We start from the raw sequence: 19,553 nt of genomic DNA, 5'->3' as shown, positions 1-19,553 counted from the left end.
CCGAAGTCTGCGCCTCCGATCCATTCCCGCCCGGAAACGCATGAGCCTCCAGTCCGTCAAAGCCTTCTTCGCCGAGCATGCCCCCGACATCGCGGTGATCGAAACGCCGACAAGCTCGGCGACCGTGGCGCTCGCGGCCGAAGCGCATGGCGTCGAGCCGGGACAGATCGCCAAGACGATCTGCATGCGGGTCGGCGAGCGGGTGCTGCTGGTGGTCGCCCGCGGCGACGCGCGCATCGACAACCGCAAATCGCGCGACGCCTTCGGTGGCAAGCCGCGCATGCTCGATGCCGAACAGGTGGCCGAGATCACCGGCCATCCGGTCGGCGGCGTCTGCCCCTTCGGCCTCGCCTCGCCCCTGCCGATCTACTGCGATGTGTCGCTGCGCGCCTTTGACGAGGTCGTGCCGGCCGCCGGCGCCACCAATGCCGCGGTCAGGATCGGCGTCGATCGCATGGCGGGCCTGGTCAGCGCCGAATGGTGCGACATCTGCCAGTAGCTACCCGTTCGGCAGCGCGCTCTTGCCCGCGATCTCGAAGAAGTCGAGCAGGATCGCCAGGCCGACGCCGCTTGCGGTGAAGATCAGGCCGGTGATGAAGATGCGGTTGGCCCGCTCGTAGATCGGCTTTTGCAGCGAGCTTACGTCGAGCAGCAAGGACAGCGCCCGCATCTGCAGCGCGATGCCGATCAGGATCGGCAGCACCGCCAGCAGATGGTAGGTTTGCCATGGGATCGGGTTGGCGGCCCAATGGGTGATGAAGCCCAGCGAAAATGCCAGCAGGATGCCGACGGTGGTGACCGTGCCGTTGCGGAAAACGGGCTCGATCAAGTCTTGCTTCGGATCCTGTTCGTCCAAGCGTCCCTCCTCGGTTTGGCCGTTGGGGCGAGATTAGACGCTCGGAAAATCGCTGTACACCGCCGACGGCGGAGGCTTTTCAACTTGAAAGCCTTGGTCAACGCAACAGGACCAGCCCCCCGACGGCAGAAGAAGGGGCCACGGAGAAGCCCCTTCTTCCGGTTGCCTGAGGCGGTTCACCTCCTCTCAGAGCTGGCAGTAATGACGATAGCCGTCGTAGCCGGCATAGGTGTCGGAGTACGGGTCGTAGCTGGCGTAGCGGGCGAGGCAGCGGCGGACGTGCGAGGAACCGCCGCCATATTCGTCGACATAGACGGGCTGCGGCTGCTGCTGGGAGAGCAGGCTGCCGAGCACGAACCCGCCGACGCCGGCGGCAATGCCTATGCCGATTTCGCGGTTGTGATGGTGGCTGTGGGCGGCCGAGGGCTGCACGGTGCCGACGAGCGAGCCGGCGGCAACGGAGGTGGCGATGAGGCCGGAAACAATGGTGCGCTTGAACATGATGATCTCCTGTTTCGTGGAGAGGCGATCCATCCGCCTCTTGATCATCAGTCGTCGCGGCCACGAGAAAGGTTCGAAGGTTTTTGAAATTATTTGAGCGGCGGACGATGACCGTTCCGGGCGTGATTTTGAGATCGGTCAAAGTCTATGGCGACTGCCAACAGCCTCTGTCATCGACCCGCAGGTCCTTTGGCGGTCAACCGCCCATCCCGGTGATGTGGCGGAGCCAGAAGGCGAGCGCGATGAAGCCGATGATGGTTGTGACGCCGGTCCAGTCGATGCTGGCCTTCTTCAGATCGCTGACGAGCTTGACCACGAGAAGCCAGGCCACCACGACAAGCGGGAAGATGATGATGAGCCGGATCATGCGAAAACCCTCGACCAGGTAATTGCATCTCTCCAGGATATAGGAAGCCGGCCGGCCATTTTCAGCATGCCGCCCGGCCACCCTCGCCGGTCCATTAGCCGCCGCGAACGGAGTTTTGTCTTTACTGGCGCACGGAATATGCTACCGGAGCGCCATGCCCTTGTAGCTCAGCTGGTAGAGCAGCGGTTTTGTAAACCGAAGGTCGGCGGTTCGATCCCGTCCGGGGGCACCACCCTCCGCTCTTCGAGCTTCGGGTGGCAGACCACCCGAAGATCGTTAGACGAAAGGCTGTCCTCCGAAGCCTTGGCGAAGGAGGACTGTCGGCAGTTCGTCGCCGAAAAAATCTGTACCCAAGCCGATAGGCGAAGCGTTGAAACCCGACCGACCCTCACGAAGAGGCAGTCGCAACCTGGGTGCTGGCCGTTGCTCCTCCGAAGGTGTTCCTGACCCGGACGGACTTGTAGACATAGGCGACCCAAATCCCCGTCAGTATAAACGACAGGATGGGTGCTGCGACCGCATCCCCTGCCAGAACCTGGCTCATCGGAGCGTCGAGGACGGTGGAAACCCAGACGGCGTCGAGGATGAACACGACCGGGATCGCAATCCATTGGTATAAAAACAGCAGCTTGAAGCGCGGACTCCGCCGCAACATTGCGACGAGCACAACCACTTGCAGCACCAGAAACGCCAACAAAAGCGCAATTTCCCCGTAGACGGTCAACGGACCATTGGGCAGCGCCATGAGGTTTTGATAGCCTTCGCTTGACGAGCCCAGTCCGGCAAGCGTGCGCAACGGCGACAGAGCCTGACCGATCGCCAGCAGAAGAAGCCAGCCACCGAAGCCTATAAGAGCCGCAGGATTCTGCGGCGGCTTCGCGGCCGACCGAACCGCAAAGAAAACGGGCACGCCGATAATCAGCAGCACTATCGCCCAATGCCAAATAGAAAATGCCCCCATTACCCCTTCCCCCTTTTCGATGCTCCTAAAAGTTGTAGCAAATTTCTGAATCAACTCAAGGGCAAGTTAGCAGGATTGCCTTGGTCGTAGCTAAAATGACTACATTTCCTGCCGGCTCCTGACTCCCTCACATCCCGATCGCCGCCACCAAAATCCGGTTCTGCCGTCGTATCGCCGCGTGCAGCTCCGGTATCCTCGCCTCCTCGCGCTTCACGAACTCGATGAACATCATGTTCATGTTGTTGAAGATCAGCTCGCCGAGCGCTGCCCCATCGATGTCGGCGCGCACCAGGCCGACCTCCTGCAGGCGGGCTATCAGCGCGCGGATCTGCTCGGTCAGTTCCCGGTCAAGCCCGGTGTAGGCCTGGCCGAACGGGCTGTCGGGCTGTTGCGTCGAGATCGCCATCGCCTGCCGCCACATCTCCTTGCTCAGATAATGCAGCGAATGCTCGATGTAGATGCCGAGCAGCGTGTCCAGCGCATCGCCGACATTGGCCGGCGGGCTGGCGACCACGCCTCGCCCTGCATTGAGCACCTCGTCGACCTCCATCGAGACGATGGCGCCGAGTATGTCACCCTTGTTCTGGTAGTAATTGTAGATCGTGCCGATCGACACCTCGGCTTGGGCGGCGATCGTTTCGATTTTGGCGCCCTCATAGCCGGCCTCGCGGAAAAGTGCTGCCGCCGCCTCGATAATGCGCCGGTGCCGGTCCGCCTTCTGCCTTGCTCGCAATCCGCTCATATCGCTTCCTTGCCACAAAAACAGAATTGACTCAATTTTAGAATTGGTTCAATTTTTCATTAACAAGCCAGCAAGGCAGGGAGAACACTCGAATGTCACTGAAAACCACCAATCCGCTTTCCGCCCTGAAGTCGCAGCTTGCCGCCGCCTGCGCGGCCACGGCGCTGCTGTTCGCGGCGGGCGCCGCTCAGGCCGCCGACCTCAACGCGCTGATCTGGTGCGACCATGCCGATCCGGCACTGCTCGAACCCTTCGAGACGGCCAACAACGTCAAGGTCAACGTCAAGGAATTCGAAGGCACCGGCGCAGGGCTCGCCATCGTCGAGCAGTCGCAGCCGGGCGACTGGGACGTGATGGTGATCGATTCCATCGATGTGCCGCGCGGCGTCGAGAAAGGCCTGTTCGAGCCGCTGCCGGAAGACAAGCTGCCCCTCGCCGACCTCTTCCCCGAAGTGAAGATGGATGGCTCTACGGTCGTCGGCGGCAAGCGCTACGGCATCACCGAAAAATTCGGCTACAACACAATCGGCTTCAACAAGACCAAGGTCGACCCGGCCGACATGCAGTCGCTGGCGGCACTCACCAGCGACAAGTACAAGGGCAAGGTCGCCATCTACGACTATTATCTTCCAGTCATCGGCATGGCGGCTCTGGCCATCGGCAAGAAGACGGCGGATCTCACCGAGGCCGACCTTCCCGCCATCAAGGCCGAGCTGCTCAAGATGAAGGCCAACGCCAAGCTGGTTGGCGAGGTCACCGCCAGCCAGACCGCTTTGGCCACCGGCGAGGTCGACATCCTGGTCGGCGGCGGCGAATGGGTGACAGCCGGTCTCGCCAAGGAGAACCCGGCGCTGGACTTCTCCATCCCGAAGGAAGGAGCGGTGCTGTGGTCGCAGTCGCTTGCCATGTTCAAGGATTCCAAGAACAAGGACATGGCGCTGAAATTCATTGAGTACATCATGAGCCCGGAAGGCCAGGCGCGGCTTGCCACCTCCTCCTGCTACTGGGGCATGCCCGCCAACAGCAAGGCGGCGCTGAGCGACGAGCAGAAGAAGATCCTGCGCTTCGACGAGCAGCCGGGCTTCCTCTCCCGCGCCCAGGCCTATCCGGCGCCGAACCCCGACCTCGACAAGAAGATGCAGGACGTCTGGACCGAAATGCTGCAGGCGCAGTAGACGGAACTCGTGAGCACCTCCGCGAATCCTTCGCGTGCCCTGCCCTGGGCGCTGGTCACGCCTGCGCTCGGCTGGACACTTGCGTTCTTCGTGCTGCCTTTCATCGCCATGGGGTTTTCCAGCCTCACGGCCCATGAAGGCGGCGGCGTCACTTTAGCCAACTACAGCCAGTTCTTCACCGATCCATCCTACTGGCGGGCGATGGTGAACTCGCTGGAGGTGACGGCGATCGTCACCGTCATCTCGATCCTGCTCGCCTATCCCTTCGCCTGGATCCTCGCCGAACAGGTGCCGGAACACTGGCAGCGGCTGGCGCTGATGCTGGCCGTGCTGCCGTTCTGGACCTCCTATGTCGTGCGCTCCTATTCCTGGCTGCTGGTGCTGGCACAGAACGGCGTCATCAACCGGACGCTCATAGGCCTTGGCCTCATTGCCGAGCCGCTGCAGCTTGCCAACACGCGTTTCGCCACCGTCACCGGCTTCGTGCACTTCTTCGTCATGCTGTTGACGCTCACCATCTTTGCCAACCTCAAGCAGCTCAGCCCTAGCTATCGCAAGGCGGCCGCCGACCTCGGCGCCGGGCCGGTACGCACCTTCCTGCATGTCGTGCTGCCGCTGACCTTGCCCGGCATCATGGTCGGCGCCTTCCTCACCTTCGTGCTCTGCATCGGTGACTACATCACGCCGCAGATCCTCGGCGGCAACAATGAGCTGGTGATGCCACAACTGGTCATGATGCAGATCGGAAGGCGTGGCGATTTCCCCCTCGCCTCGGCGCTGTCGATCATCCTGATGGCGGTCGTAACCGTCGCCTACCTCGCCTGCGCCCGCTGGCTGAAGATCGAGCGGGCCTGACCATGCGCGCAATCGTCCGCACCGCCGCCTGGCTCTACGCCATCGCCATCTACGGCTTCATCTTCCTGCCGGTGATCGTGCTGGTGCTGTTTTCGCTGCAGGCGACCTCCTTCCCGATCCCGCCCTTCACCGGACCGTCGCTGCGCTGGTACCAGGCGGTGCTTTCCGACACGCGACTGACCTCGGCGCTGGTCAATTCGCTGCTGGTGGCGATCCTCTCCTCGGCTGCCTCCGTCACGCTCGGCTTCCTCTCGGCCTGGGGCTTTGCCCGCTTCACGCTGCCCGGCTCGGCCGTGCTGCGCGGGCTGATCACGCTGCCGCTCACGGTCAGCTACCTCATCATCGGCATGGGGCTTCTGGTGCTGTTCAACTGGGCCGGAGTGCCGAAATCGCTGCTCGCCGCCGGCATCGGCCATGTCGTGATCAACCTGCCGCTCTGCTTTGCCATCATCTACAGCCAGATGGGCGACCACCAGATCAACATCGAGCGCGCCGCGCGCGACCTCGGCGCGCCGGAATGGAAGGTACTTTTGCTGATCACGGTGCCGGTGATGGCGCCGGCGATCTTTGCCGGCTTCTTCCTGTCGATGACCTTCTCCTGGGACGAGTTCGTCATCTCCTTCCTGCTCACCCGTTTCGACACCACGCTGCCGGTGGAGATCTGGAACCTGCTGCGCTCCGGCCTCAATCCCAAGACCAATGCCGTCGGCTCGCTGGTCTTCGCCGTATCCATCGTCCTGGTGGTGTTTTTCGAGCTGACGCTGCTGCGGAGAAAGCCGGCATGAGCACATCCCTGGTCGACATCCGCAACGTCTCGCATCGCTTCGGCCAGCAAGCGGTGTTGAAGAACGTCTCGCTGACCATCGAGCCCGGCAGCTACACCATCCTGCTTGGGCCGTCCGGCTCCGGCAAGACGACGTTGCTCTCCATCCTCGGCGGCTTCGTCACGCCCAGCGAAGGCAAGGTGTTCATTCGCGGCGAGGACTGCACGTCCGTGCCGCCGGCCAAGCGCCCGACGACGACGGTGTTCCAGGACTACGCTCTGTTTCCGCACATGAGCGTCGGCAGCAACGTTGGCTTTGGCCTGCGCATGCAGGGCGTCGACGCCGCAACGCGCACCGCGAAGGCGCGCGAGGCGCTGGCGCTGGTCGGGTTGGCCGCCGCCTTCGACAAGAAGCCGCATCAGCTCTCCGGCGGCCAGCGGCAGCGCGTAGCGCTTGCCCGCGCCTTGGTCATCGAGCCGGCAGTGCTTTTGCTCGACGAGCCGCTCGGCGCGCTCGACCTGAAGCTGCGCCGGCAGATGCAGGACGAATTGAAGGCGATCCAGAAGCGGGTCGGCACCGCCTTCGTCCATGTCACCCACGACCAGGAAGAGGCGATGGCGCTGGCCGACCATTGCGTGGTGATGAATGACGGCCGCATCGAGGATGAAGGCGCGCCCGAGCTAGTCTATGCGCGACCGGCGACGCGCTTTTCCGCCACCTTCATGGGCGAAAGCACGATCCTTTCCGGAACCGTGACGGAGGCGAAGGACGGGTCAGTTACTGTCGCGACGCCGGCCGGCGCGATTTCGCTGCCCGGCAGCGCGGCGGCAGGTGCGAAAGTCGCCCTTGCCGTCAGGCCGGAGCATCTTGTCCTCGGCGAAGCGGAAGGACACGTGTCGCTCGGCGCCGCCAAGGTGAGCGACGTCGTCTTCCAGGGCAGCTTCAAACGCGTGCTCGCCACCTCGACTTTGGATCCCGCCCTGCAGTTCATCGCCAAGGCGCCCGCCTCGGCGACCGTCAAGCCCGGCGACACGGTGGCGGTTTCATGCAAGGCTGCCGACATCATCCTGCTGGCGAACTGAGCGGCGAGCATGCTTCCGGTCATCGAGGCCCCGGATTGGTACGAAACCATTCGCATGGGCGACGGCGTGACGCTGATCCACGAGCCGTGGATAAAGCCGTTTTTCCGCTGCAACATCTGGCACGTGCGCGGCCGCGACCGCGATCTGCTCTTCGATACCGGCCTCGGTCATTTCAGCCTTCGGCGCCACGTGCCTCTGGTCACCGAACGCAAGCTCGTCTGCGTCGCCAGCCACACCCATTTCGATCACATCGGCTGCCACCACGAATTCCCCGACCGCTGCGTGCATTCCGCCGAGGCGGCGATCCTCGCCGACCCGCGCAACGAATGGACCGTTGCCGACCGCTATGCCACCGACGCGATGTTCGATGGCATGCCGCAAGATTGGGACACGGCGCGCTACAAGATCGTGCCGGCGCCGGCGGGTCGCTTGCTGGAGGGCGGCGATGTCGTCGATCTCGGCGACCGCGCCTTCGATGTCATCCACACGCCCGGCCATTCGCCGGGCGGCATCGCGCTCTTCGAGAAGAAGACCGGCATCCTGCTGTCGGGCGACATCATCTATGACGGGCCGCTGATCGACGACGTCTACCATTCGCTGGTCGACGATTATGTCGCGACGCTGCTTTCCATGCGCGACCTCGACGTTTCGGTCGTCCATGGCGGCCATTTCCCGAGCTTCGGCAAGGTGCGCTACCGCCAACTCATCGACGAGTATCTGGCGCAAAAGCGGCAGGCGGGCTGCCATCTGCGGCAGCCCGCCTGAGCGAGCATTAGCGCATCAAGTCAAAGTGCCGGGGAAAAGCCTGATGCAGCAAGAGCAGCATGGTCTTGCGCAGCACATTGGTGTCGCGGCCGGAGGGGTTCAGGTGATCCCAGTACCATGCGCCGTGCACCAGATAGTTCAGGCTCTCCGACAGGGTGTTTATGTCGACGCCGGCATAGCCGCCGCTGCGCGAGATCTCGATCAGCAATTCGCGCGCTTCGGCGGTGTAGGCAAGGTCGCTCGGCAAGCCGATTTCATTGTAGATCTGCATGCTCTTGCGGTCGCTGGAGAACACAACGAAGACCGAAACCCATTTCGGATGCTGGCGGGCGAAGCGTTGCGCGCAGTCGACGGCGCCCAGCAGCCTGTCGACCGGCGACAGGCCGGGCGCTCGCACCAGGGTGGCCCACAGCTCATCATATCGATCGCTGAGATACTGCAGGACGGCCCGGAACAGGTTCTCCTTGCTGCGGAAATGAAAAACGACGAGCGCGTTGGACGAGCCGACCTGCTCGGCGATGCGCTGCATGGTGACGCTCGCCAGCCCTTCCTCGGCGATGAGGTCGATGGTGGCATCGATGATGCGCTGGACGCTCGCCTCGCCGCGCTCGCGCCGACGGTCCTTGGGTGGCGCGGCATCATTCGCCGACCCCCTGCCCTCAGCCATCGTGGGCCGCTTTCCGGCAGTTGCGGTTGCCTTGCGCTGCGCCATTTTCATCGGCCTTTTCTAACCTGCGGCGGAACCTCCGGTCCCACCGCCATTTTGCGACATCGGGCGTCCGCCCGCCAGAACCCACGCAAGAGAGCCCGGGATTGCTCAAAGCGAAGGGCGGGTCGCGGCACTGCCATACCATTGGCCCTGGGCCGTCTCATAAGCCATCGCCGCGCGAAATACATCGGCGTCGCGATAGGTGCGACCGACGATCTGGATGCCTGTCGGCACGCCGCTCGCCGCCCTCCCCGACGGCATTGAAAGGACCGGGCAGCGGCTCATCATGTTGAACGGGGTTGTCATCACCCAGCCGAGCGACGGGTTCACCTGCTTTCCGTTGATCTCCACAGTGTCCGTGGTCTGATCGAACTCGGCCGACACCGCGGGAAGTGCGTTCGTCGGGCAGATCAGCACATCGTATTTTTCGAGCAACGGACCCAGTGTCTGATACATCCGGGCCGCCACCTCCAGGGTCCCGACAAAGTCCGTGGCCTTCGATTTGCGCCCATCCTCGGCGAACCGCCGCGCATAGCTGGTCATGTCCTCGCCATGCTCCTCGAGCAATTGCGACAGCGAGGCGCCGAAAAGATGCTCCAGATAGGCCATGCCGGCCTTCAGCACCTCGTCGCCCCAGCCCAGGTCGACCTCCTCGACCGCGGCGCCGAGCGAGCGGAAGACATCGCATGCGGCAAGCGTGTTCCTGCGCACATCGGCATCCACTTCGAAGGAACCGAGATCCATCGAAAAGGCGATCTTCCAGCCCTTGATCGGCTTGTAGTCGACCGGCAGGCGCAGCTTCGGCCGCAGCGTGGCGATGTCCAGCGGGCTCGGTCCGGCCATGACGTTTTGCAGCAGGATCGCGTCCTTGACGTTTCGCGCCAGCGGTCCGGTGTGGCAATAGAAGTCCAGATTGAACGGCGGCTCGTCGGGATTGCGGCCGTAGGGCGGCTTGAAGCCGACAAGGCCGCAGGCCGATGCCGGGATGCGGATCGATCCGGCTATATCCGACCCGGTCGCTATCGACGACGTGCCCGAGGCCAGCGTCGCAGCGGCCCCCCCTGACGAACCGCCCGGGGTGAAGTCCGGATTCCACGGATTGCGGGTGACCCCCCATCGCCTCGACCAGGTATAGCCGGCGCAGCTAAATTCGGGCGTCGCCGTGCGCGCATGCACGATACCGCCGGCCCTGATGATGCGCTCGTTCATCGTGGAGGTATGGCCGCATACGGCATCCCTGGTCAGCAGCGAGCCATGCGATGTCGGCTTGCCCTTGATGTAGCTCTCGTCCTTGATGCCGATCGGCAGGCCCTCGAGAGCCCCGGTCCTTGCGCCCCTGGCGTATTTCGCCTCTGCCTTCCTGGCCAGACCGATGGCCTCCTCGAAATGCGTGAAGGTGAAGCAGTTGATCGTCTCCTTCGTGGCCCCGGCGCGGTCGATGACGGCCCGCATCAGTTCCACCGGCGAGAGCTTCTTTGCCTTGAACAGCCGCAGCGCCTCGCTGGCCGGCATGTAGCAGAGATCGAGATCGGTCATGGGCAGTCTCCTGCGGTCGGCGGAACCGAGCTTGGTGCGAAGGGACACACCGGACCGCGCGTCGCGGTCCGGCGACTGTGGCCGGACAGACTTCGGCGCGGCTATTTCTGGAGATCGGTCCAGATCCTCGTATAGAGCGCCTGCACGTCCGGCGGACAGGTCGGCATGAACTTGCCCTTGGCGGCGAATTCAGCCGGAACCTCGACCTCCGGCGCACCCTTCATCTCGTCCGGCATGAACGGCTCGGATCCCTTGATGCCGTTCGCGTAGTGCGCAAACGCCGAGATCATCGCCGCGTTCTGCGGGTCCATGATGAAGTTCTGGAACAGCTTGGCGTTCTCGACATTCTTTGCGTCCTTGAGAACCGCGACATTGTCCATCCAGATCGGATAGCCTTCCTTCGGATAGCCGTAGACGATCTTGTCGTTCTCCATCCGCTCGCGCAGCGATATGCCGTTCCAGTTCACGCCGGCCGCGATATCGCCCCTGCCGAGGCCGTCGACGGCCGCATAGTCGAACGACAACCATTTCGCCTTGGCCTCGACCAGCTTGTCGCGCACCTTCTTCAGCACCTGCTTGTCGTCGGTGCAGTATTCGCCGCCGAAATAGGAGATGGTGAGGAAAAGGATGTCGCCCATCTCCGGCACGACGTTGATCTTGCCGACGAGCTCGGCGGGCGGATCGAGGAAAACGGCCGACGTGTTCGGGTCGCCGGAATAGACCGACTTGTTCACCGAGACGCCGGTCGTGCCCCACTGCCAGGGAACGGTGTATTTGCGGCCCGGATCGAACGGCACGTCGACCCATTTCGGATCGACGTTCCTGAAGTTCTCCATTTTGTTGGGATCGGTCTCGAGCAGCAGGCCTTCGCTGATCCAGACCGGCATGACACTGGCCGACGGCACGACGATGTCGTAGCCCGAAGCGCCCTGGCGCACCTTGGCCAGCGCCGTGTCGTTGGAGTCATAGTCGGTGACGGTGACCTTGACCTTGTAGGTCTCCTCGAACTTCTTGATGAGGTCGGGATTGGTGTAGTTGCCCCAATTGTAGATGTTGAGCTCGCCGTCGGCGTGGGCTGAGCCTGTCGCGGCCATCAGCGACAGCCCGGCGACGGTCGCGATCGATTTCCAGTTCATGCTGTTCTCCCATTGTTGGGACCGGCCGCAAAAGCGCCTCGGGTCCGACGAAAATAGTTCCTCCCATGCGTGGCCATTCACCGGCGGAGCCGGCTGTCCAACTCGATCCTCGACGTTAGGAGTAACTATGACTAAATATACAGTCAATATCTTTTTGGCGCCGCGATCCTGGTTGGACTGCCGCAGGCGCCATCGCTGATTGGCACGGCAAAGTGCGCGCCGGCGCCATCTCGCAGCCATCGGAAACCCGGACCAATGCGCCGATGCGCCGGCAAACGTCTCATGGTATCGTCAAGGACGAGGGCATTGATGGATTGGGGCAAGTCTCGGCGTGAACTGCCGCGGCTTGCAGGGTTGGGTCGGGGTCATGCGCCTTTTTTGGGCGACCGTGCTGCTGATGATCATGGGGCTCGTCTCCGCCGCGCGCGGCGGAGAGCGTATCGCCTTGACCGTCGCCGCTCCGGCTCATGACGGCGCACCCACCCTCGCCAAAGTCGATCGGATCGCGGCAAGCTTGCGGCTGATGGGTTTTACCATCCAGTTGCTGGATGGCGACGAGCGCCGAACCGGCCTGCAGTCTGTCAGGCTAAGCCTGCAGGGGCTGATGCCAACGGAGACGAATTCCCCACTACAGGGCTTGGGCATATGCGCGCCAAAACTGTCATCCTGATTGTTCTCGCCGGCATGTTCGGCGTGCTTGCGATGGTTTCCGCCAACAGCTGGCTGGCCGACCAGCGGGGTGCAATGGCACCGATGGCCAATGCGCCCGTCACCGCGGCGCCGACGGAGAACGGGGCGAACGACGGCGGCTATGACAGCCCACCGGCCGGTCTTGGAAATGGCGGCTCGGGCAGCGGCGGTGGTTCGGGTGGCGTCGGTTTGGCCGCCGGCGGCAGTTCGGGCAGCGGCGGCGGCAGTTGGGACAGCGGCCAGGAGCCGTATCCGATGGACGTGGCTCCGGAGACGAGCGAGGCCGAGGAGGCAGCCGCCTACGAGGCATATAAGCGCGAGCAGGCCCAACGCGAGGCCTATGAGCAACAAATGCGGGCACAGGCTGAGGCGCTCAGGGCCGAAATGGAGCGCGCCGCGGAAACCGCCAAGGCCTCGGCCCCGGACCAGCCGTCGACGAGCGCTGGCCCCCCGCCCGACGGCAACACCGAGATCGATCCCGGTGACGGCCTTCCGCCCCTGCCCCCTGATCCGGCACCGGCCTCAGCCCAGGACCAGCCGTCGACCGGGCCGGTCTTGTTTCCTGCCGCCGGCGCGGAGGTCGATCCCGACGATGGCAACCTTCCACCCCCGCCGCCCGCTCCGGAGCCGGCCACGGAGCAGGTCGTCCGGCACCCGGCCATCGATGCGCCGGACGAGGTGGTGGCGGGTGACGTCGTGACCGTATCGATCGCGTTGACCGAGGAGCAATTGACGCCAGAGGTCAAGGTGAAAGCCGCACCCGGCACGACAGTGACCGAGGACGGCGCACTGCGCATGGCGATGCCTGCCGGCACGGAGCAATGGCCGATCGACATCGATCTCTTCGCCTCGGGCTTCGATCTCGCCGACGGCGGCAAATGGAGCCGGGCAACCACGCTCTATCGCGAAGGCGACAGCGATTTCGTCCGCTTCGAGCTCAAGGCGCGGCCGATCGGCCAGGACAGCAAGCCAGGCCAGTTCATCGCCCGCATCTACAGCGCCGGGCGTTTCCTCGGCTCGGCATCGCGGCCCGTCACCATAGCGCGAACGCGGATACCCGCTCCCGGCGCCGAAGCCGCCACCCCTGCCCCGACAATGTTGCTCGCCTCGGCGCCGAGACAGCCATTGACCGGCAGTATCGACCTCAACCGCGCTGGCGACGTGCCCGATCTCGACGTCACCATCCTCTATGACGATCCGAGCGGCCTCGGCTCCGGACAGATCATCATCCATTCGCCGCATCTGGCCGGACCGGTGACCGACAGTTTCTCGACGCCGCCGGAGATGGCGGCATGGCTGGAGTCCGAATACCAACGCCTGCTGCAGCTCGGCCTCAGCCTGCGCGGCGCGGTTTCGTTGCAGCAGCCTGCCGCAAGCAATGACCCGGAAGCGCAAAAGCGCTTCGTCACGCTCGCCGCCGAAGGCTTCGGCGATGTGCTCTATCGCGATTATGTGCCGAAGGTGTTCAAGCATGTTTTCTGGTCGTTGCGTGGCAAGGGCGAACTGCGCTCGATCCAGATCACCTCGAACAGCCCGACACTGCCCTGGGAATTGATCCGCCCGCGAAGCGACGACGGCGCGACGCAGGACGGCTTCCTCGGCATGGGTTATCGGCTGGCGCGCTGGGCGCCGCGAAGCATGTCCTCGCAGGTCGACAATCCGCTCGACCGGCTGGTCTTCACCGGCGTTGCGGCGGTAGCGCCCTCCTATGCCGACAAGCAGTCGCTGTCGTTCCAGCAGATCGAGATAGAGGCGCTCAGCAAGCTTTCCGGTTATCGCCGCTTCGACGGCGATTTCGTCTCTTTCGAAAGGCTCGTCGGCGAGGTCTCGACCGGCTTCATCCATTTTTCCGGCCATGGCGAGGTCAACCAGCCTGGCAGCGGCCGACCGGTTTTTGCCATCGACCTCGTCGATCAGTCGCTCGATCCCGACACCTGGCGCGCGCTGGTCGCGGCCGCCCACGGTACAGGCAATCCCTTCTATTTCTTCAACGCCTGCGACAGCGGACGCTCACAGATGTTCGGTGGCTTCGTGCAGGGCTGGGGACCGGCGGTGCTGGCGAGCGGCGCTTCCGGTTTCATCGGCGGCATGTGGCCGCTGACCGACCGCGCCGCGGCCGCCTTCTCTGCCGATTTCTACGGCGGCATCACCACCCGGCTCAAGGACGGGCCGGTCTACCTCGCCGAAATCCTGCAAGGCGTGCGCAAGCGCTTTTACGAAACGGGTGACCCGACCTACCTTGCCTATACTTTCTACGGCAACGCCAATCTTCAGGTCGTGACGCAGTAGGAGCCGGAAGCGCCGCCACGTGGGATAGCGATCTTACAGCGCTCTTTGCGGACAAGGCATTCCGGCGGTGTCACCGCAACGCGAGGCCGTCGGCTGGGGCCGGGAACTCATATCTTCCGAATGCCGTACCAGTTCGGCGAAGACGAGGGCAAAACTTCCCAGCATCAGGAAGACGATAATCAGGCGTGTCACCGGCAATAGACAGGTCTCGACTTGCTGGCCCCCGCCAACCCATCCACTGCCGGCTAACATGGCCCATCCGGCTTTACGAGAGCTTAAGCTTCGTCTTAACCATCACGTTCGGCCATCCGGCGACACAATGCGCGAGCAACTGCCTTTCATTGCCGTCATGTGCGGACCTTTGCAGATGCGGGCGGCCCATGCTACCCCGGCGCTGGCGCGGTCCGGAAACGGGCCACCGCCAGCCGCTCGTCATCGGGAAGCCATGAGCAAAGCCGCCAGCCATTTCGCCTTCGTCTCGTCCGACACCGCCGACGCCAAAGCGGCGCTGGAAAGCCTGTCGTCGCACTATGGGCAGACATCGGTCGAAGAGGCCGAGATTGTGGTCGCCCTCGGCGGCGACGGCTTCCTGCTGCAGACGCTGCGTGACACGATGAGCACCGGAAAGAAGGTCTACGGCATGAACCGTGGCACCATCGGCTTCCTGATGAACGAATACCGCGCCGGCGGCCTTGAGGAACGCATCGCCGCCGCGGTCGCCGAGACCATCCGTCCGCTGGAGATGCTGGCGGTGACGCATGAAGGCGAGACCGTCTCTGCGCTGGCGATCAACGAAGTGGCGCTCTGGCGCCAGTCCTACCAGACGGCCAAGATCCGCATCACGGTGGACGAGCAGGTGCGGCTCGAGGAACTGAACTGCGACGGCGTGATGATCGCGACGCCGGCCGGCTCGACCGCCTATAACCTCTCCGCGCACGGCCCGATCCTGCCACTCGACGCGCCGCTGCTGGCGCTGACGCCGGTGAGCCCGTTCCGTCCGCGCCGCTGGCGCGGCGCCCTGCTTTCCAACAAGGCGACGGTGCGCTTCGACATACTCGAAGCCGAAAAGCGGCCGGTGAACGCGGCCGCCGACCATACCGAAGTGAAGGCCGTGGCCTCGGTCACGGTGCGGGAGTCGCCGACCGCGACGGCCACGCTGCTGTTCGATCCCAACCATTCGTGGAACGAGCGCATCCTCGCCGAACAGTTCCGCTACTGAGCCGGCGCCAGGACAGGGCCTCGATTAAGCATCGCGATTAAGCTTACGTCTTCACAATCGCAGCATTTCCGGCCGTTTCTGTTGACAAATCGTGGGCTTGCGCCTAACTCCAACGCCGATCTTGCAGGCGCGCGGCGCCTGCCGCGACGGATACCGTTGCGCTTCCCCCTGTAAAAGCCAAAGACAGCCAAACTTGTCCTCAGACACCCAGACTGCTCAAGAAGCGTTGACATTCGCGGACCTCGGCCTTTCGCCGAAGGTCCTTTCCGCGGTCACCGATGCCGGTTACACCAAGCCGACGCCGATCCAGGCCGGCGCCATCCCGCATGCCTTGCTGGGCAAGGATGTGCTGGGCATCGCCCAGACCGGCACCGGCAAAACGGCATCCTTCGTGCTGCCGATGCTGACGCGTCTCGAGAAAGGCCGCGCCCGCGCCCGCATGCCGCGCACGCTGATCCTCGAACCGACGCGCGAGCTTGCCGCTCAGGTCGAGGAAAACTTCGTCAAATACGGCAAGAACCACAAGCTCAACATCGCGCTGCTGATCGGCGGCGTCTCCTTCGACGAGCAGGACAAGAAGTTGGAGCGCGGCGCCGATGTGCTGATCGCGACCCCCGGCCGCCTGCTCGATCACCGCGAGCGCGGCAAGCTGCTGCTCAACGGCGTCGAGATCCTCGTCATCGACGAGGCCGATCGCATGCTCGACATGGGCTTCATCCCCGACATCGAGCGCATTTGCGAGATGATCCCGTTCACGCGCCAGACGCTGTTCTTCTCCGCGACGATGCCGCCCGAGATCACCAAGCTGACGGAAAAATTCTTGCACGCGCCCGTGCGCGTCGAGGTATCGAAGGCCGCCTCCACCGCGACCAGCATCACCCAGCGCCTGGTCAAGTCCGGCTCCAAGCCCTGGGACAAGCGCGAGACGCTGCGCAACCTGATGAAGGCCGAAGACGCCGAACTGAAGAACGCCATTATCTTCTGCAACCGCAAGGTCGAGGTCTCGGAACTGTTCCGCTCGCTGCTGAAGTACGATTTCGATGCCGGCGCCCTGCATGGCGACATGGACCAGCGCGCGCGCATGCAGATGCTGGCCAATTTTCGCGACGGCAAATTGCGCTACCTCGTCGCTTCGGACGTCGCCGCGCGCGGCCTCGACATCCCCGATGTCAGCCACGTCTTCAATTACGACGTGCCGATCCATGCCGAGGACTATGTCCACCGCATCGGCCGCACCGGCCGCGCCGGACGCGCCGGTAAATCCTTCACCATCGCCACCAAATCGGACACCAAATACATCGATGCGATCGAGCGGCTGATCGGCAACAAGATCGAGTGGCACGACGGCGACCTGTCGACGGTGGTCGCCAGCGAAGGCGAGGACGAAGCGCCCCGCCGTGGCCGCGGCGCGCCGCGCCGCGCCGGCCGCAAGGACGAGGACCGCAAGGACAGGGGCGAGCGCAAGCCGCGCGAGCGCCATGCCCGGCACGGCGAAGACACGCCGGCCCCGACCCGCGAGGAGCAGCCGGTCGCGGCCGAGGCAACGGTGGCCGATATCGGCGAGCGGCGCGCGCGCAAGGAAGCGATCCGTTCCGAAAACAGCGAGCGCAGGGGCGATCGCAACGACCAGCGCGGCGAGCCGAAGCGGGAGCGTGACCGCCCTGCCCGCCACCGTCAGGAAGAAGACGACGCCACCGTCGGTTTCGGCGACGACATGCCCGCCTTCATGCGGATCGTCGCCAAGGTCTGATCTCTGTTCCGTTTCGACAAAAGGCAAGCCGAGCACTCGGCTTGCCTTTTCTTGTCTGGACGGCCTTGCGGGCCCTCACATCGGGCCGGGCATCATCTTGGTCGGCTTCTCCAGCATCGGGAACTCGGCCTTGTTGCATTTCACGTTCGGGTTGGTCGGGCTGAACACGCCGTTCGGGTTGTCCTTCAACCAGGCGTGAAGGTCGTAGTGGACGAACTCCTTCGGGATGAGCGGATAGTGTCCCTCCATCGGCCCCATGAATTTCTGGCCGAATAACGAAGGTGCTTCCTTGACGTCCGGTGTCAGCGGCACCAGCCATTCGACCCCGACCAGCTTCAGGCCCTTCTTGGTCGGCTCATAGATCAGCACGTTGGGGCGCATCGGATCGAGTTTCTGCCCGACGCTGGGAACATTGACGAAGTGGATGCCCATGGCGCCCTTCGGATAATCCATCGTGCCGGCTATCTTTTCGCCGCTGTAGTAGACGCAGCCGACAGTCGACAGATAGAGGTCGCGGATGGCGGCGGTGTAGTCCTCGTATTTGGCGAGCGACTTTTTCAAGGCCTCGATGTCGGCCTTGCCGGCATCCTCGGCCTGAGCCGTGGCCGCGCCAAGCCAGGCGCCGATAAGACCCGTCAGAGCGAGGGCACCGAAGCGAACTGTTTTCGTCATGCATTCCTCCCAGATTTTCTGATCTGGCCGTGCAAGACCGAGGCGTCGAACTTCTTGATTGCGCGGCCGATTGTACCGCCCCGTCCCTCTGGAACGGTCCGATGCTATTCCTTTCCACTATCCCGGAAAAGCAGTTCGTTAGAACTAGCTAATTCTTCAGGACGACTGGGTGAACTGAAGGCTGCCAATGTCGGTTCAAACGAAAACGGCCCCCGTGGGGGCCGTCCGTCTATACGTTTCGATGCCGAAGGGCTCAGGTGAGCGGCGAAAGCTGGATCTCGACGCGGCGATTCTGCGCGCGGCCCTGTGTCGTCGCATTGGACGCGATCGGCCGGGTCTTGCCGAATCCGGTGACGGCGAAGCGGCGCGAATCGACACCTTGCCCGGAGAGATAGTTGGCGACCGCGAGCGCACGGCGCTGCGACAGGTCGAAATTGTGTTCGTCGCCGCCGGTCGAATCGGTGTGGCCGAAAACGTCGACCGTGGTCTGGCGGAACTTGTTCAGCACAAGCGCCACCGAATTGAGCACCGGATAGAAGCCGGGCTTCACCGCGTCCTGGTCGATGTTGAAGGTGATGTCGGACGGCATGTTGAGGATGATCTGGTCGCCGGTGCGCGTGACGCTGACGCCGGTGCCCTGGAGCTGACGGCGCAGCTCGGCCTCGTTCTGGTCCATCGTGGCGCCGATGGCGCCGCCGGCGAGCGCGCCGATGCCGGCGCCGATCAGCGCGTTGCGACGGTCGTTGCCGCCGGCCAGAAGGCCAAGCCCGGCACCCGCGATCGCGCCAAGGCCGGCGCCGGCCGCCGTGTTGGAAACCTTCTGCTCACCGGTGTACGGATCGGTGGTGGTGCAAGCGCTCACCAATACAGCCGTCGCCACGACGACGAGCACAGTCTTCTTCATGAGAATGTCCCTCTCCAAACCGCGGCCATTGCAGCCGCGCCATATCAGCCCTTCCGGCGGTCTTGTAGCATGAAATACGGCGAAAAGCGGAACGGCAAAATGCCGATCAGAGCTTTTCCATCGTCGCCATGCGCGGCTGTTCCGGCCAGTGCTCCCTACCAGAGATTCTTGCCGTCGATGACGACGACCTCGACCTTGTCGAGATCGAAATCGTCGAACAGGCGCGAATTCACGCTGACCTTCGGGTTGTCGAAGTCCGGCTCACCGCTCGACCAGTCGGGCGTTTCGGTGAAGGTGCCGCAGCCGCAGGTGGCGCAAAAGCCGTGCTTTACGGTCTTTGAGCCCCAGCGGTAGAACGAGACGTTTTCGGGCGGGCTGGTGAGCTTGAATTGCTCGGGCACATAATAGGCCCAGAGCGAGCCGCGTTTCGAGCAGAAGGAGCATGTGCAATGCGTCACTGTTTGCGGCGCTTCTGAAACCTCGAATGTCGTCGCCTTGCAGTGGCAGCTTCCCTTGATGGTCATGAACGAATTCCTCTCCGTTGCCCGCCGTCCACCGCGGCAAGGCAACATAAAGAATC

21 protein-coding genes and 1 tRNA gene are annotated in these 19,553 nt (G+C 63.6%); 11 read left to right on the top strand and 11 right to left on the bottom strand.

Features of this window, described 5'->3' with window-relative positions; genetic code table 11:
* Positions 1-40: 40 nt before the first annotated feature.
* Positions 41-499: a YbaK/EbsC family protein gene (locus PU724_RS12820; RefSeq protein ID WP_320320010.1), complete on the top strand. Its 459-nt coding sequence runs from the start codon at positions 41-43 to the stop codon at positions 497-499.
* On the opposite strand, the gene PU724_RS12815 is transcribed toward PU724_RS12820, so the two are convergent.
* From PU724_RS12815 to PU724_RS12805, 3 genes are all read right to left on the bottom strand, one after another.
* Positions 500-829: a hypothetical protein gene (locus tag PU724_RS12815; RefSeq protein ID WP_426213203.1), complete on the bottom strand. Its 330-nt coding sequence runs from the start codon at positions 827-829 to the stop codon at positions 500-502.
* Positions 830-1,042: 213 nt separating this feature from the next.
* Positions 1,043-1,357 (bottom strand): BA14K family protein, encoded by a 315-nt coding sequence (locus PU724_RS12810; RefSeq protein ID WP_128346655.1) that lies wholly within the window; start codon positions 1,355-1,357, stop codon positions 1,043-1,045.
* A gap of 196 nt (positions 1,358-1,553) precedes the next feature.
* A complete protein-coding gene (locus PU724_RS12805; RefSeq protein ID WP_292106468.1) occupies positions 1,554-1,724 on the bottom strand; it encodes a hypothetical protein in 171 nt (56 codons plus the stop codon).
* Positions 1,725-1,880: 156 nt separating this feature from the next.
* On the opposite strand from PU724_RS12805, the gene PU724_RS12800 reads away from it, so the two are divergent.
* Positions 1,881-1,956, top strand: a tRNA-Thr gene (locus tag PU724_RS12800).
* Positions 1,957-2,112: 156 nt separating this feature from the next.
* Here the strand turns inward: PU724_RS12800 and PU724_RS12795 are convergent.
* Both PU724_RS12795 and PU724_RS12790 read right to left on the bottom strand, forming a co-directional pair.
* On the bottom strand, positions 2,113-2,685 hold the full coding sequence (locus PU724_RS12795) for a DUF2569 family protein (protein WP_354421915.1): 573 nt from the start codon (positions 2,683-2,685) through the stop codon (positions 2,113-2,115).
* Positions 2,686-2,812: 127 nt separating this feature from the next.
* Positions 2,813-3,427 (bottom strand): TetR/AcrR family transcriptional regulator, encoded by a 615-nt coding sequence (locus PU724_RS12790; RefSeq protein WP_354421916.1) that lies wholly within the window; start codon positions 3,425-3,427, stop codon positions 2,813-2,815.
* Positions 3,428-3,519: 92 nt separating this feature from the next.
* On the opposite strand from PU724_RS12790, the gene PU724_RS12785 reads away from it, so the two are divergent.
* Genes PU724_RS12785 through PU724_RS12765 form a run of 5 tightly spaced genes read left to right on the top strand, consistent with a single transcriptional unit; the run spans position 3,520 to position 8,068 of the window.
* Positions 3,520-4,602: a polyamine ABC transporter substrate-binding protein gene (locus tag PU724_RS12785; RefSeq protein ID WP_354421918.1), complete on the top strand. Its 1,083-nt coding sequence runs from the start codon at positions 3,520-3,522 to the stop codon at positions 4,600-4,602.
* 9 nt (positions 4,603-4,611) lie between these two features.
* Positions 4,612-5,457, top strand: coding sequence for an ABC transporter permease (locus PU724_RS12780; RefSeq protein ID WP_354421920.1), 846 nt, complete (start codon positions 4,612-4,614; stop codon positions 5,455-5,457).
* Between the two features lie 2 nt (positions 5,458-5,459).
* Positions 5,460-6,242, top strand: a complete 783-nt coding sequence (locus PU724_RS12775) for an ABC transporter permease (protein ID WP_320320006.1) — start codon at positions 5,460-5,462, stop codon at positions 6,240-6,242.
* Positions 6,239-7,303: an ABC transporter ATP-binding protein gene (locus PU724_RS12770; protein WP_354421922.1), complete on the top strand. Its 1,065-nt coding sequence runs from the start codon at positions 6,239-6,241 to the stop codon at positions 7,301-7,303. Before PU724_RS12775 ends, PU724_RS12770 begins: the two co-directional genes overlap by 4 nt.
* Positions 7,304-7,312: 9 nt before the next feature.
* Complete coding sequence (locus PU724_RS12765; RefSeq protein ID WP_354421923.1) at positions 7,313-8,068, top strand: MBL fold metallo-hydrolase; 756 nt, start codon at positions 7,313-7,315, stop codon at positions 8,066-8,068.
* Positions 8,069-8,075: 7 nt separating this feature from the next.
* Here PU724_RS12765 and PU724_RS12760 read toward each other — a convergent pair whose 3' ends face one another.
* The 3 genes from PU724_RS12760 to PU724_RS12750 form a co-directional block, all read right to left on the bottom strand.
* The gene (locus PU724_RS12760) at positions 8,076-8,735 is read right to left on the bottom strand and encodes a TetR/AcrR family transcriptional regulator (RefSeq protein ID WP_245478185.1); all 660 of its coding nucleotides are present in this window, start codon (positions 8,733-8,735) and stop codon (positions 8,076-8,078) included.
* Positions 8,736-8,885: 150 nt separating this feature from the next.
* On the bottom strand, positions 8,886-10,313 hold the full coding sequence (locus tag PU724_RS12755; RefSeq protein ID WP_354421926.1) for an amidase: 1,428 nt from the start codon (positions 10,311-10,313) through the stop codon (positions 8,886-8,888).
* Positions 10,314-10,414: 101 nt separating this feature from the next.
* On the bottom strand, positions 10,415-11,449 hold the full coding sequence (locus PU724_RS12750) for an extracellular solute-binding protein (protein WP_354421928.1): 1,035 nt from the start codon (positions 11,447-11,449) through the stop codon (positions 10,415-10,417).
* A gap of 367 nt (positions 11,450-11,816) precedes the next feature.
* Between PU724_RS12750 and PU724_RS12745 the strand changes: the two genes are divergently transcribed.
* The 4 genes from PU724_RS12745 to PU724_RS12730 all read left to right on the top strand — a co-directional run bounded on the left by PU724_RS12745 (position 11,817) and on the right by PU724_RS12730 (position 17,397).
* Complete coding sequence (locus tag PU724_RS12745; protein ID WP_354421930.1) at positions 11,817-12,119, top strand: hypothetical protein; 303 nt, start codon at positions 11,817-11,819, stop codon at positions 12,117-12,119.
* The gene (locus PU724_RS12740; protein WP_354421932.1) at positions 12,095-14,428 is read left to right on the top strand and encodes a CHAT domain-containing protein; all 2,334 of its coding nucleotides are present in this window, start codon (positions 12,095-12,097) and stop codon (positions 14,426-14,428) included. The genes PU724_RS12745 and PU724_RS12740 overlap by 25 nt, the downstream gene beginning before the upstream one ends.
* Positions 14,429-14,873: 445 nt before the next feature.
* A complete protein-coding gene (locus PU724_RS12735) occupies positions 14,874-15,647 on the top strand; it encodes an NAD kinase (protein ID WP_127285901.1) in 774 nt (257 codons plus the stop codon).
* Positions 15,648-15,840: 193 nt separating this feature from the next.
* Positions 15,841-17,397, top strand: coding sequence for a DEAD/DEAH box helicase (locus tag PU724_RS12730; protein WP_189605948.1), 1,557 nt, complete (start codon positions 15,841-15,843; stop codon positions 17,395-17,397).
* Between the two features lie 75 nt (positions 17,398-17,472).
* Here the strand turns inward: PU724_RS12730 and PU724_RS12725 are convergent, their stop codons facing one another.
* From PU724_RS12725 to PU724_RS12715, 3 genes are all read right to left on the bottom strand, one after another.
* A complete protein-coding gene (locus PU724_RS12725; protein WP_127285899.1) occupies positions 17,473-18,069 on the bottom strand; it encodes a hypothetical protein in 597 nt (198 codons plus the stop codon).
* Between the two features lie 253 nt (positions 18,070-18,322).
* Entirely contained in the window at positions 18,323-18,973 is a 651-nt protein-coding gene (locus PU724_RS12720) for a YiaD family glycine zipper/OmpA-like lipoprotein (RefSeq protein WP_127285898.1), read from the bottom strand.
* A gap of 155 nt (positions 18,974-19,128) precedes the next feature.
* A complete protein-coding gene (locus PU724_RS12715; protein ID WP_128275272.1) occupies positions 19,129-19,497 on the bottom strand; it encodes a GFA family protein in 369 nt (122 codons plus the stop codon).
* Between the last annotated feature and the right edge of the window lie 56 nt (positions 19,498-19,553).

This window comes from Mesorhizobium abyssinicae (assembly GCF_049887195.1).
Taxonomy (GTDB): domain Bacteria; phylum Pseudomonadota; class Alphaproteobacteria; order Rhizobiales; family Rhizobiaceae; genus Mesorhizobium; species Mesorhizobium abyssinicae.
Note: the sequence above shows the minus strand (reverse complement) of the source record. Positions and strands in the feature narration are given on the sequence as shown.

Bases quoted from the DNA above. Each gene is read 5' to 3' on its own strand.
- PU724_RS12820 (WP_320320010.1), top strand. From the start codon at position 41: ATGAGCCTCCAGTCCGTCAAAGCCTTCTTCGCCGAGCATGCCCCCGAC.
- PU724_RS12810 (WP_128346655.1), bottom strand. From the start codon at position 1,357: ATGTTCAAGCGCACCATTGTTTCCGGCCTCATCGCCACCTCCGTTGCC.
- PU724_RS12805 (WP_292106468.1), bottom strand. From the start codon at position 1,724: ATGATCCGGCTCATCATCATCTTCCCGCTTGTCGTGGTGGCCTGGCTT.
- PU724_RS12795 (WP_354421915.1), bottom strand. From the start codon at position 2,685: ATGGGGGCATTTTCTATTTGGCATTGGGCGATAGTGCTGCTGATTATC.
- PU724_RS12790 (WP_354421916.1), bottom strand. From the start codon at position 3,427: ATGAGCGGATTGCGAGCAAGGCAGAAGGCGGACCGGCACCGGCGCATT.
- PU724_RS12785 (WP_354421918.1), top strand. From the start codon at position 3,520: ATGTCACTGAAAACCACCAATCCGCTTTCCGCCCTGAAGTCGCAGCTT.
- PU724_RS12775 (WP_320320006.1), top strand. From the start codon at position 5,460: ATGCGCGCAATCGTCCGCACCGCCGCCTGGCTCTACGCCATCGCCATC.
- PU724_RS12770 (WP_354421922.1), top strand. From the start codon at position 6,239: ATGAGCACATCCCTGGTCGACATCCGCAACGTCTCGCATCGCTTCGGC.
- PU724_RS12765 (WP_354421923.1), top strand. From the start codon at position 7,313: ATGCTTCCGGTCATCGAGGCCCCGGATTGGTACGAAACCATTCGCATG.
- PU724_RS12760 (WP_245478185.1), bottom strand. From the start codon at position 8,735: ATGGCTGAGGGCAGGGGGTCGGCGAATGATGCCGCGCCACCCAAGGAC.
- PU724_RS12755 (WP_354421926.1), bottom strand. From the start codon at position 10,313: ATGACCGATCTCGATCTCTGCTACATGCCGGCCAGCGAGGCGCTGCGG.
- PU724_RS12750 (WP_354421928.1), bottom strand. From the start codon at position 11,449: ATGAACTGGAAATCGATCGCGACCGTCGCCGGGCTGTCGCTGATGGCC.
- PU724_RS12745 (WP_354421930.1), top strand. From the start codon at position 11,817: ATGCGCCTTTTTTGGGCGACCGTGCTGCTGATGATCATGGGGCTCGTC.
- PU724_RS12740 (WP_354421932.1), top strand. From the start codon at position 12,095: ATGCGCGCCAAAACTGTCATCCTGATTGTTCTCGCCGGCATGTTCGGC.
- PU724_RS12735 (WP_127285901.1), top strand. From the start codon at position 14,874: ATGAGCAAAGCCGCCAGCCATTTCGCCTTCGTCTCGTCCGACACCGCC.
- PU724_RS12725 (WP_127285899.1), bottom strand. From the start codon at position 18,069: ATGACGAAAACAGTTCGCTTCGGTGCCCTCGCTCTGACGGGTCTTATC.
- PU724_RS12720 (WP_127285898.1), bottom strand. From the start codon at position 18,973: ATGAAGAAGACTGTGCTCGTCGTCGTGGCGACGGCTGTATTGGTGAGC.
- PU724_RS12715 (WP_128275272.1), bottom strand. From the start codon at position 19,497: ATGACCATCAAGGGAAGCTGCCACTGCAAGGCGACGACATTCGAGGTT.